The 12521-nt window shown below is 62.3% G+C and carries 11 protein-coding genes; 5 read left to right on the top strand and 6 right to left on the bottom strand.

Features of this window, described 5'->3' with window-relative positions:
- Positions 1 to 10: 10 nt before the first annotated feature.
- The 5 genes from U0O11_RS13160 (at position 11) to U0O11_RS13180 (ending at position 6114) form a co-directional block, all read left to right on the top strand.
- The gene (locus tag U0O11_RS13160; RefSeq protein ID WP_225348163.1) at positions 11 to 1318 is read left to right on the top strand and encodes an MFS transporter; all 1308 of its coding nucleotides are present in this window, start codon (positions 11 to 13) and stop codon (positions 1316 to 1318) included.
- A gap of 263 nt (positions 1319 to 1581) precedes the next feature.
- Entirely contained in the window at positions 1582 to 2022 is a 441-nt protein-coding gene (locus U0O11_RS13165) for a PAS sensor domain-containing protein (protein ID WP_043331389.1), read from the top strand.
- Positions 2023 to 2320: 298 nt separating this feature from the next.
- Positions 2321 to 2566: a PA3496 family putative envelope integrity protein gene (locus U0O11_RS13170; RefSeq protein ID WP_225347106.1), complete on the top strand. Its 246-nt coding sequence runs from the start codon at positions 2321 to 2323 to the stop codon at positions 2564 to 2566.
- Positions 2567 to 2759: 193 nt separating this feature from the next.
- Entirely contained in the window at positions 2760 to 4421 is a 1662-nt protein-coding gene (gene ettA / locus U0O11_RS13175) for an energy-dependent translational throttle protein EttA (RefSeq protein WP_043331392.1), read from the top strand.
- A gap of 343 nt (positions 4422 to 4764) precedes the next feature.
- A complete protein-coding gene (locus U0O11_RS13180) occupies positions 4765 to 6114 on the top strand; it encodes a DUF2254 domain-containing protein (protein WP_159055846.1) in 1350 nt (449 codons plus the stop codon).
- Positions 6115 to 6271: 157 nt separating this feature from the next.
- Here the strand turns inward: U0O11_RS13180 and U0O11_RS13185 are convergent, their stop codons facing one another.
- The 6 genes from U0O11_RS13185 to rpoS form a co-directional block, all read right to left on the bottom strand.
- Positions 6272 to 6433 carry a DUF1328 domain-containing protein gene (locus tag U0O11_RS13185; RefSeq protein WP_043331394.1) on the bottom strand — a complete coding sequence of 54 codons (162 nt, stop codon included), beginning with the start codon at positions 6431 to 6433 and terminating at the stop codon, positions 6272 to 6274.
- A 429-nt stretch (positions 6434 to 6862) separates the two neighbouring features.
- Positions 6863 to 7246, bottom strand: a complete 384-nt coding sequence (locus tag U0O11_RS13190; RefSeq protein ID WP_225347108.1) for a TlpA family protein disulfide reductase — start codon at positions 7244 to 7246, stop codon at positions 6863 to 6865.
- Positions 7247 to 7254: 8 nt separating this feature from the next.
- Entirely contained in the window at positions 7255 to 8172 is a 918-nt protein-coding gene (gene lpxL / locus U0O11_RS13195) for an LpxL/LpxP family Kdo(2)-lipid IV(A) lauroyl/palmitoleoyl acyltransferase (protein WP_107336203.1), read from the bottom strand.
- A 60-nt stretch (positions 8173 to 8232) separates the two neighbouring features.
- A complete protein-coding gene (gene alr, locus U0O11_RS13200) occupies positions 8233 to 9384 on the bottom strand; it encodes an alanine racemase (protein ID WP_225347110.1) in 1152 nt (383 codons plus the stop codon).
- A gap of 379 nt (positions 9385 to 9763) precedes the next feature.
- Entirely contained in the window at positions 9764 to 11134 is a 1371-nt protein-coding gene (locus U0O11_RS13205) for a TolC family outer membrane protein (protein WP_225347111.1), read from the bottom strand.
- A 382-nt stretch (positions 11135 to 11516) separates the two neighbouring features.
- Entirely contained in the window at positions 11517 to 12494 is a 978-nt protein-coding gene (rpoS, locus tag U0O11_RS13210) for an RNA polymerase sigma factor RpoS (protein WP_043331399.1), read from the bottom strand.
- Between the last annotated feature and the right edge of the window lie 27 nt (positions 12495 to 12521).

The following is a 12521-nucleotide window of genomic DNA, read 5'->3' on the forward strand; positions in this document are numbered from 1 at the left end:
CTTCGAGCGCATGACCGGCGATGAAGATTCGCGCATGTGCAAGGACATCTCCGAGGATGCCTGCCACCAGCAACCCGGCAATTTCTGGCGTCATCTGCTGGCCTCGCTGGGTACCAAACTGGCCGACGAGATGGCCAGTGCGCGGCTGGTGCTGCCGTGGCTATTGGGGTTGATCGGGGCGCCGGTGTGGATGGTGGGGCTGCTGGTGCCGATTCGCGAGGCCGGCGCCCTGCTGCCTCAGCTGCTGGTGGCAGGCTTCATTCGCCCACTGCCGCAACGCAAGTGGGTGTGGGTCGCCGGGGCCTCCATCCAGGCGCTGATGGCACTGGGGCTGGTGATGATCAGCCTGCTTGCCGAGGGCAACTTCGCCACGCGTCACGGACTCGATGGCACCCTCGCGGGCAGCCTGGTACTGATCCTGTTGATCCTGCTGTCGCTCGGGCGCGGGGTGGCCTCCATCGCCACCAAGGACGTGCTGGGCAAGACCATCGCCAAGAAGCGCCGCGGGCGCCTGATGGGCTGGAGTGGCAGTGTGGCGGGGGCGATGACCCTGCTGGCCGGCGTCGCCTTGATGCTGCTGGGCGAGCAGCCCGGGCAGCAGGTGCTGGCGATACTGATGGCCATCGCGGCGCTGGGCTGGACACTCAATGCCCTGTGCGCCGCCATGATCCGCGAGGACAGCGGTGCCACCAGCGGCGGCGCCAATGCCTGGGAGACAGTGCGCGACGGGGTCATCCAGCTCAAGCATGACGCCGCCTTCCGCAACTTCAATCTGGCACGCGCCCTGCTGCTCTCAAGCGCGCTGGCACTACCGTATATCGCCTTGCTCGGCCAGCAGCAGAGCGGTGAGAGCCTGGGCGGACTGGGCGTGCTGGTGGTGGTGTCAGGACTGGCCGGCATGCTGGCCAGCCCCATCTGGGGCAGGCTGGCCGACACCTCCAGCCGCCGCGTGATGCGCAACGCAGGGGCCGGCGCTGCCGTCTGCTGCGCCCTGGCCGGCAGCATGGCCTGGTGGCCACAGGCGCTGGCCGACAACATCTGGAGCTACGCGCTGGTCTACGGGCTGCTGGTGATCGCCCACGCCGGTATCCGCCTGGGACGCAAGACCTACGTGGTCGATCTCGCCACCTCTGACAACCGCGCCCTCTACGTCGCGCTCTCCAACACCCTGACCGGCGTGCTTATGCTGGTACTGGGGTTGTTGATCGGCGGGCTCGCCCAGTGGCTGGGCAGTGAATGGTTGCTGATGATTCTGGCGGTCGTCGCGGCCTGTGCCGCGCTCTGCGCGCAGCGCCTGCCGGAGGTGGAGGACGAATGAACATCCGGGGCAGGCATGACGGCCCCCCTGTTACTCCCCTTTCTCCCCCTTCTCTATCTGATCGACTCTCACGCTGACAGGGCCTGACAACGATGTCGGGCCCTGTCACATTAGCGGCTGCGATTGCATAAGCCGCGTCTCCCCGCCATAGTGAAACCGATCATGGTGCTGGAATGTCCGGGCACACGGACAGGCACCCTATACCCGTACTCTCGGGCTCGGTCTTCAGGGCCGGGTTCTTAAGCCGCAAGGATCAGAGTCAGATGAAAAGACCCCACATGATCAGCCCCGAGCTGCTCGAGAGAGTCGTGAATGCCTCGGACGATGGCATCGTGGTGGCGGAACAGGAAGGCGATGAGAACATCCTGATCTACGTGAATCAGGGCTTCGAGCGCCTCACCGGTTACAGCGCCGACGAGATTCTCTACCGCGATTGCCGCTTCCTGCAGAATGATGACCGCGATCAGCCGCAGCTGGACAACATCCGTGCCGCGCTGCGCGACAAGCGCCCGTGCCGCGAGATACTGCGCAACTATCGCAAGGATGGCAGCCTGTTCTGGAATGAACTTTCCATGACACCGGTCTTCGATGAGCATGACAACCTGCAGTATTTCGTTGGTGTCCAGAAGGATGTCACCGGCCTGATGACCGCCAAGGAAGAGCTGGAACGCCTGCGCGCGGAGCATCCCAGCGAGTCCAACTGAGCGCCGGACGCTCAAGGCCGCTGAGTGAAGAACGGTCACTGAAGAACAGTCACTGAAAATCAGTGCCGCATTGCACCATCAACGCCCACCCCACCGGTGGGCGTTGTCGTTGTGGGCCTCTCGCCTTTGGCAGTTGGCGAAAGCCCTGACAGGTTGAGCGAAAGGCTTGTCATCCTCGTCAACGGGCGGTATATAGCCAGAGAGCCTTCGGCGCATCGCCGCTGGCGGTGCCCGGTGTCACAGGCCAGTCCAGGCGCTGGATATCGGGCAGGTCGTTCCAAGATCGTGAGGTCCGCCCATGGCCCGTGAACAATTCCTCGATGATATCGATGCCACGGCACTCGCCGAAGACAGCCCCACCGATGTGGACTTCGAGCTGTCGTCCTCCAGCTCACCTGCCAAGCCACAACGCAATGACTCCCGCCAACGTCTTGAAGCCCTGCTCGAGGAGCGCGCTCTGGCTCGCTCCATCCGTGAAGGCTGGGACGATGAAGCCGACGACGATGATCTGATCGACGCCAGTGACTGGGGCGAAGAGGAGTAAGCTTGCCACCAGCGGCGTGCAGGGGAAGGGATACCAGGGAGCGGACAGGCCATGGAAGGGGTCGACGTCAGGACAGGGAATGTCATGCAGTGAGTCGCCGCGCTCGCCTGGCACAGGCTGCCCGGCTGGCCAAGCGTGACGCCGGGCACTATCATCTGCGCGTCATTCCATTCTCCAACCAAATTGGGATTCCATGGCGCAATACGTCTATACCATGAACCGGGTGGGCAAGGTCGTTCCCCCGAAGCGCGAGATTCTCAAGGACATCTCGCTGTCCTTCTTCCCGGGTGCCAAGATCGGTGTGCTCGGTCTCAACGGCTCGGGCAAGTCCTCGCTGCTGCGCATCATGGCCGGCGTCGATCAGGACTACAACGGCGAAGCACGTCCCATGCCGGGTCTGAATGTCGGCTACCTTCCCCAGGAGCCGGAACTGGATGATTCCAAGAACGTGCGCGAGTGCGTGGAAGAATCCCTGGCTCACATCAAGAACGCCCAGACCGAACTTGATGAAGTCTATGCCGCCTACGCCGAGCCGGACGCCGATTTCGACGCCCTCGCCGCGCGTCAGGCCAAGCTGGAAGACCTGATCCAGGCCTCTGACGCCCACAACCTCGAGCGCAAGCTGGAAGTGGCCGCCGAAGCACTGCGCCTGCCGCCGTGGGATGCCAATGTCGGCGTGCTGTCCGGGGGTGAGCGCCGCCGTGTCGCACTGTGCCGTCTGCTGCTCTCGAGCCCGGACATGCTGCTGCTGGACGAGCCGACCAACCACCTGGACGCCGAATCCGTCGCCTGGCTGGAACGTTTCCTGCACGACTACTCCGGCACCGTGGTCGCCATCACCCACGACCGCTACTTCCTCGACAACGTCGCCGGCTGGATTCTCGAGCTGGACCGTGGCCAGGGCATTCCCTTCGAAGGCAACTATTCCTCGTGGCTCGAGCAGAAGGACGCTCGCCTGCAGCAGGAAGCCAAGCAGGAAGCCTCGCGCAACAAGGCCATCCAGCAGGAGCTCGAGTGGGTTCGTCAGAATCCCAAGGGCCGTCAGGCCAAGAGCAAGGCGCGTCTCAACCGCTTCGAGGAAATGCAGTCCGGTGATTTCCAGAAGCGCAACGAGACCAACGAGATCTACATTCCGCCGGGACCGCGCCTGGGCGACAAGGTCATCGAGCTGCACAACGTCACCAAGCGTTTCGACGACAAGCTGCTGTTCGATGATCTGTCCTTCACCATTCCACAGGGTGCCATCGTCGGTATCGTCGGCGGCAACGGTGCGGGCAAGTCCACGCTGTTCAAGCTGGTGACCGGCAAGGACACCCCGGACAGCGGCGAAGTCGTGCTGGGCGAGACCGTCAAGGTCGCCTACGTCGAGCAGCTGCGTGATGGCCTGGAAGACAATCAGACCGTCTGGGAAGCTGTCTCCGGCGGTCAGGACATGCTCAACATCAATGGTCATGAAGTCTCGTCGCGCGCCTATGTCGGCCGCTTCAACTTCAAGGGCACTGACCAGCAGAAGCGTCTGTCTGATCTGTCCGGTGGTGAGCGTGGCCGTCTGCAGCTGGCCCAGACCCTGAAGCAGGCTGCCAACGTGCTGCTGCTGGATGAGCCGTCCAACGACCTGGACATCGAGACCCTGCGTGCCCTCGAAGAGGCCCTGCTGGCCTTCCCGGGCTGCGCGATGGTCATCTCGCACGACCGCTGGTTCCTGGATCGCATCGCGACCCACATCCTCGCCTACGAGGGTGACTCCAACGTGGTGTTCTTCGAAGGCAGCTATACCGAGTACGAAGCGGACTATCACGCGCGTGTCGGCAACGATGCACCCAAGCGCATGAAGTACAAGCGTATCGACGCCTGATGAGCCGGCGGGGTCAGCCACGCTGATCGACGCAAGCCGCTAGACGCCCTCACCGGTCACCGGTGGGGGCGTCTTGCCATCGGGCCCTGCTGTTCGTTCCAGTCTGCCCGCTCTGTCCGCCTCGTTCGGTTCCGCCCGCTCTTGTCTGCCCTGCTCGGTTCTGCCCGCACTGTCCGCCTTGTTCAGCCCTGTTCTGCTTCTTTCCTCCCCTCCTCACCTCCTGCCCCCCTCCTGCCAGCACGTCACGCTGACTTGCAGTGCTCGGCGCGAGCCGTCATAACAGGAACTTGCCAATCCATCCGCTCGGGAATCGTCTATGAATCGCTGGCTACAGCAACCCCTCATGTGGCTGCGAACCTGGACCACCAGCATCGCCTATCTCCCCAGCATGCTGGCCATGGTCTATACCCTGCTGGGACTGATCTCGGTGATGCCCTCCGGGCTGCCGGACCCTTCCTCGCTGCCCAATAGCGACTTTTTCGAAGCACTGACCTTCAAGCAACATGACACCCCGCGCACCTTGCTGGCGGCGTTGGTCGGCGGCCTGATCTCGCTGATGGTCTTCAGTTTCACCATGGTGATGAGCGTGCTCACCCAGGCCGGCGCGCAGTTCTCCCACAAGCTGCTGCTGGGCCTGGTGACCGAGCGCCACCACCAGCTGGTACTCGGCCACTACCTGGGCAGCCTGCTGTTCCTGCTGGTCAACCTGATGGTGCCCAATACGGGCGACTCCCCGACCCTGTGGCGCTCGCTGGCGGTCTATCTCGGCGTGCTGATGATGGTCAATTGCCTAGGGATGTTCGTCTACTTCATCCATCAGGTCTCGCAGTCGGTGCAGATCAACGCCGTCGCGCGGCGACTGTCCGGCCGCACCCGCCTCTCGCTGGAGCGCCTGCGTCAGCGCAATCGGGACGATGGCTTCTGCGAGCGCGAGGTCAGCCGTGACGACGACCAGTGCCAACTGCTGCGGGCACGCCGGCGCGGCTACATCCAGCAGGTCGACTTCTCGGCGCTGCGCCAGCTGGCCATCAAGCATGACATGGTGGTGCATCTGGATTTCGCGCTGGGCGCCTTCATCGTCAGCGGCATGCCCTTGATGCGCATCGAGTGGCCCAACGGCCTGCCAGAGGGTGCGACGGCTGGGGAAGAACTCGATGAAGAACAGCAGGCCGAGTTGATCAAGAACCTGCGTGCCGCGCTTGGCTATCTGGATGGGGAGTCCGTCGAGGACCTGCACGAGCACGGCCTGACCCAGCTGATGGAAGTCGCCATCAAGGCGCTGTCGCCCGGCATCAATGACCCCGGCACGGCACGGCTGTGCATGCACCAGCTGACGGAGCTGCTCAGCGAGCGCATGTCAGTGCCGCTGTGCAATTGTTGCGTGGATGATCACAAGGCCGTTCGCGTCAGCTGGCAGATGGAGTCCTTCGCAAGCCTCCTCTACCGCTCCATCACTCCGATTCTGCATTATGGCCGTGATGACCTCTCGATCTGTCTGGCCCTGCTGGAGCTGTTGAAGACCCTGTCGCTGATGGGCGCGCAATACGGCCATCTGGTGCTGCTGCAACAGCATGCCGACAAGGTGGTGGAGGCGATTCTCGCCCAGGCCGAATTCGAGGTGGATCGTCGCTTCATCGAACACGGCCTGCAGGCCGGTCACCATCGTCTGAACCTGCCCAGCCCTCAGTGGTGAAAAGGCCAGCGCCTGAACGAGCAACGCCCGCGACGGTCGATCACCATCGCGGGCGTTGCAGTCTGTGAGCCGTACCATTTCTGAATCGTACTATCCGATCACATGACGGCTTGCGGCCTGTTGCCGTCAGTCTGACTCGTGGCAGGGAATCAGAGCCTTACGGCTTGCGGCGGCTCTTGAAGAAGGACACCAGGAACAGCACCAGGAAGATCACGAACAGGACCTTGGCGATGGTCGCTGCGGTGCCGGCGATGCCGCCGAAGCCCAGTACGGCGGCAATGACAGCGACGATCAGAAAGATGATGGCGTAGTTGAGCATGTCAATTCCTTATGTCATGTGAGAATTGTCGCGGCGGAGTCAGCCCCTGACGGATGACGCCTCAGGCGCACTCCAGGGTACTGAAAGCGGCGATCAGGAGGCGCGTCTGCCACCTGACTCGTTATTGCCAAGATGGTAATAAACTAAAGCTTTGTCAACATGATGTCGCACTTCAGTAAAAGAATTTGCCTCAGCCCTTGTGATGGGTTGAAAGCCTGCTCCGTCATCCGCACGTCTTGTCATAGGCACACGATAGGCGGCACTCGGTTGACCGCACGCATGCAGCTCGGACAGGTGATGTTGCTTGTCGGGTGCCGCTTTACACAGCAAAGACCCCCGTTCGGCGAGATGCCGAACGGGGGTCTTTGCTGTGCATCACTCGCGTCATCTCCCTGACAGTAGCGGGAGATCGATGCCGGGGGTGTCGGTCTACAGCGCGGCGATCAAGGCCTCGGCGTAGGCGACGAGATCGGGCTCGCTCATCACCTCGACGCGGTTCAATCCACTGTCGAGACTCGCCGGCTGGCCGTGGCGAACCAGCAAGGTGCGTGGATAGCCCGCACCGCCGATACGCTCACTCAGCTGTGCATGAGCATCGCTGAGATAGACCCCACGGGTCTGCTGCACGCACAGGGTCACCAGTGGCAGACCGCCACGGGCAAGCGCCGCCTCGAAGGCAGGCAATGCCGGACGCTGACGCTGGGTGCAATCCGGGCACCATTCCGCGACCTGATTGAGCACGAAGGTATCGCCAGCGGCCAACCGCGCTTCCACCTCGGCCAGGGTGACGTGAGAAGAGATGTCGTTGCTCATGGTTCACCTCAGTACAGGGACGGATCGGTTTTCTCGGGACGTGTCTTGAAGCGACGGTGCAGCCACAGATACTGCTCGGGATGCTTGCGGATCGCCCCTTCGATGAAGGCGTTGATGCGCGTGGCATCGGCGACGTCATCGCCACTCGGGAAGTTGTCCAGCGCCGGCAGATACTCCAGCGTATAGGTACGATTGTCCGGATTGCGATGGAACATCAAGGGCATCACCGGCGCGCCCGTCATGCGGGCGATCTTGGCCGTCAACTTGATGGAGGCGGCATCGATGCCGAAGAACGGCGCGAATACGCTGACCTCGCGGCCGAAGTCCTGATCCGGTGAATACCACACGCCATGGCCGCTCTTGATGCGACGTACCACGCCCCGCAGGTCGTGACGATCGATGGCGGTGCCGAAGATGCCATTGCGCGCACGGGTCATGAAGCGCTCGAACAGCGGGTTGTCGTGGGGGCGATAGACGACATCGGCCGGGAAGAACAGCGAGTGCAGTGCGCCGCCCAGATCCAGGGTCGAGAAGTGGATGCCCACGATGAGCGCCCCCTTGCCCTGGGCCATGGCGCGCTCCATGTGCTCCTGCCCCTTGAAGGTCACGCGATCACGCATGTGCTCAGGATCACGACACCAGCCGGTGGCCGTCTCGAAGATACCGATGCCGTTGGCGTGGAAGGTCTTGCGCACCTGACGCGCGCGCTCCGCCTCACTCCACTCAGGAAAGCACAGCTTGAGATTGGTGTCGGTGATGTGACGACGACGCTTGCCGAAGCGCCATGCCAGCTCACCAAGGCCACGCCCCAGCCACAACTTGGCGCACCAGGGCAGATAGGCCGAAGCCTTCATGGCACCGATGCCCAGCCAGGTCAGCCAGTAGCGGGGGTGTGCAAAACTCTCGGGATAGCTCTTCTTGGCCATGACTCTCTCGTTCGACGGGCAACGGCGGCCATTGTAGACCGCGCGAGCCTTGCCGTCAGGTCAGGCGTGCGTATCCAGCGGCTGAGCGCTGGCCAACTGCGCAACACCCTTGTCGTCCGCCACACTGCCAACGCCGCCATGATAGTGTCTGGGCACGCGCGGCAGCAGCCCCGTCAGCAGTGTATAGCTGATGGTGTCGCAGCTGGCGGCGACGCGATTGACCTCAAGCCCCTCGCCCCACAGCACCACACGAGAACCGACACCCGCCTCGGGCAGGTCCGTGATATCCACCGTCAGCATGTCCATCGACACCTTGCCGGCCAGCACCGTTTCCTGACCATCCACCAGCACTGGCGTACCATCCACGGCGTGGCGATCATAGCCATCACCATAACCGCAGGCGACGACACCGATACGCGTCGGACGCGTGGCCACGAAGCGCCCCGAGTACCCTACAGGCTCGCCGATGGCGATCTCACGCACGGCGATGATGGCCGAAGACAGCGTCATCACCGGCTTCAGGCGCCGACTGGCGTCATTGGCGCCTTCCAGCGGGTCTGCTCCGTAGAGCATGATTCCCGGGCGGTTCCAGGCCGCATGCGTCTCTGGCCAGGCAAGCGTCGCCGGAGAGTTGGCCAGACACAGCGGCAGCTCTGCCTCGGCCGCCAAGGCCGTCACCGCCGCCATCTGCTGCTGGAAGTAGTCTGGTGTCAGGCTGTCAGCGCTGGCGAAGTGCGTCATCAGGTGCAGGTCACGCGCCTTGCCACACGCCTCGAGGCGCGCCTTGGCGTCCAGCACCTGCTCGACCGTGAAGCCGAGACGATGCATGCCTGAGTCGAACTTGATCCAGCAGGACAAGGGCTGCGCAAGCTCACTCTGTTCGAGGGCCGCCAACTGCCATTCGCTGTGGATGGCGCACCAGAAGTCATGCTCGGCCGCCAAGGCATACTCCGCGGCCTCGAACACCCCCTCAAGCAGCACGATCGGATGAGAGATGCCGCCCGCCCGCAGCGCCAGCGCCTCCTCTATCGTGGCCACCGCAAAGGCGGGGGCGAGGTCCGCCAGTGCCTGCGCGCACGCCACCGCACCATGCCCGTAGGCGTCCGCCTTGATCACGGCCAGGGCGCGCGAATGCGGCGCCAGCTCGCAGGCCAGCTGATAGTTGTGACGCAGTGCATCGAGATCAATATCAGCGCGCAGTGGGCGGGACATGAGGGGACTCCAGGGTGATCGGTGAAAATGACAGACAGCAGAGCAAGCCCCTCAATTATTTTCCATCATCGCCGTCAGGTCACGCTGAAAAACACCAAACTTTCCCCAAATCACCGATAGAAACCACTGCCTTTTAAAACACATGCAGGATTTTCGACCAATACCACCACGAAACTGCCTGCCTCGAGGCCGCGCTGCCCTTGCGCGCTGCTTTTTCGGCACCTCCTGTCTGGCCATCACTTGCCTGATGAACACATGCCTGACGATCAGTGACCTGACCAACTGATGCCCTCAAACGCATGCCCCAAAACGCATGCACCCCCGCAGGCAGAGCCTGCGGGGGTGCATGCAGCACGTGGCGTAAGCCAGCGCGGGACGATCAGGGCGTCACGTTTTCCAGCTCGTCGGAGCTCTCATCATTCAGCACCAGGGACACCTGACGATCTGCCTTGAGGCTCTCGTTGAGGTCACGCACGCTGTTGATATCGATGATACCTGCCGCCTGACGCAGGTTGAGCAGGTCGAGCACATAGGTGTAACGCGAAGAGGCGTAGTCCGCCAGCGCCTGATACAGGGCCTGCTCGGCGTCCAGCACATCGACGATGTTACGGGTGCCGACTTCATAACCGGAGCGAGTCGCTTCCAGTGCGCTGCGGCTGGAGACGATCGCCTGCTTGCGCGCCTTGACGGTCAGGACGTCGCTGCGCACCTGGCTGTAGAGCGAGCGCACGCTCTGGGTAGTGGAGCGCTGCTGATCGAGCAGGTCGTACTGGCTCTGCTCGAGCAGATGGGTGCTCTGACGTACCTGGGCGGAGGTGCGGCCACCGGTATAGATCGGCAGGGAGGCCTGGATACCGATCTGGTTGTATTCCTGATACCCCCCGGCAGTATCGATGTCGGTTTCATCGTAGGAGTAGGTCGCGAAGGCGCCGACTTCCGGCAGGTGGCCTGCGCGGGAGGTCTTCACATCGCCTCTGGCGACATCGACACCCTTCTGGGCAGCACCGATCAGCGGGTTGTTGGACAATGCCATCTCGACCCACTTGTCGCGGCTGGCCGGCACCGGCGCTTCGATCGCCAGATCTTCTTCCAGACCATCGATGGAATCGTACTGCTGGCCCGTCAGCTGCTGCAGGGCCTCGAAGCTGACCTGCAGATCGGCTTCGGCCGCGATGCGCTGGGCACGCGCGTCATCGAATGATGCCTTGGCTTCCTGTACATCCGTGATCGCGATCAGACCGACCTCGAACTGCTGATTGGCCTGGTCCAGCTGGCGGGAGAAGGCCTTTTCCTGGGCGATGCGCGCATCGAGCACATCACGATTGTTCAGGATGGTGAAATAGGCAGACGCCACATCATAGAGCAGCTGCTGCTGATCGGAATCCAGCAGCAGTTTCTGCTGACGGGTGGTGTCCTTGCTGGTCGCGAGCTCATACCAGTCGGCAGCATCGAACAGCTGCTGGTTGACGTTGACCACGATATTGCTGTCGGTGTAATCGCCTTCGGTGCCGCTCTGGGAATTGCCGGTGACATCGGTACGCGACACGGTCCCCGTGGCAGTGATCTGGGGCAGCAGGTCAGCAAGCTCGATACGCTCATTGTCCTCGACGCTCTGATAGAGCGAGCGAGAGGAGGACAGGCTGGCGTTGTGGGTCAATGCATCACGCGTGATGTCGAGCAGATTGGCAGCCTGAGCCTGGGTCGCAAAACCCATCGCCAGCACCAGTGGCAGTATGCGAATGTTGGCCATGTATGCGTTGTTCCTGATCAGTGACAGTCGTGACCTGCATGGCGCCTCGAAAGCACCAGGACAAGGTAAAAGGTAGCTCACACATCGGCTGGACTACTGCCTCAGCCCTGCTCAAGCGGGTCGTGGAAAAAGTGGCCTTAGTCTAATCGTCGCTCTTTTGGGCGTCCAGTTAGTTGGCTAACTTTGTTGCACGATACAGCGTTTCCAAATTGACAACAGTGCCATGGGGCACCCTGCACTGAGCGCAGTACGTCAGAATGCCCCCACTCTGCCAGAATAATGATGACACAATATGAAAACGGCCCGCTCGAATCACGAGCGGGCCGTTTTCACTGGCAACATGCATCAGGGTATCGACAGCCATGACGACTGTGCCCGCGCATCATTCAAAGATGGATTCGAGCGTCAGCCCCTGCTTCTCGAGCATGCGCCGCAGCTTCTTGAGCGCCTCGACCTGAATCTGACGCACCCGCTCACGCGTCAGGCCGATCTCCTCGCCCACTTCCTCCAGCGTCGCGGCTTCATGACCGCGCAGCCCGAAGCGGCGCACCACCACTTCCATCTGCTTCTCGGTCAGTTCCGCCAGCCACTCATCGACATGCGCCTTGACGTCGACATCTACCAGACTGGACTCCGGGCTGGTGTCATTCTCGTCGGCGATGGTCTCGATCAGCGGCTTGTCGCTCTCGCCGCCCATCGGGTAGTCGACGGATGACACGCGCTCATTGAGCCCCAGCATCTTCTTGACGGTATCGACCGGCTTGTCGAGGAAGTCGGCGATCTCCTCCGCGGTGGCCTCGTGATCCAGTTTCTGGGTCAGCTGGCGCGCGGCACGCAGGTAGATGTTGAGTTCCTTGACGACGTGAATCGGCAGACGAATGGTGCGCGTCTGATTCATCAGCGCCCGCTCGATGGTCTGGCGAATCCACCAGGTGGCGTAGGTCGAGAAACGGAAGCCGCGCTCGGGGTCGAACTTCTCCACCGCGCGGATCAGCCCCAGATTGCCCTCCTCGATCAGGTCGAGCAGCGACAGACCACGATTCAGATAGCGCCGTGCGATCTTGACCACCAGACGCAGGTTGGACTCGATCATGCGCTGGCGACCGGCGGGGTCGCCCGCCTGTGCCAGACGCCCGAAGTAGACTTCCTCCTCGGGCTTGAGCAACGGGGAAAAACCAATCTCGTTGAGGTAGATCTGGGTCGCATCCAGGCTTTGGTAGTGCTTGCGCTCTTCACGATTCAAGGCGCGTTCGAATGCCGCCTCTTCCGCTTCTGCCTCAAGCGTATCGTCGTCCTCCTCGACATCCTCAAGGGACAACTCAACCTCAGCCTGATCGATATCCTTTTCCAGCATGCTCATGTCGATACCCCGTTGTCTCTGGTCTGG

The organism is Cobetia sp. D5 (genome assembly GCF_035666195.1).
Classification (GTDB): Bacteria; Pseudomonadota; Gammaproteobacteria; order Pseudomonadales; family Halomonadaceae; genus Cobetia; species Cobetia amphilecti.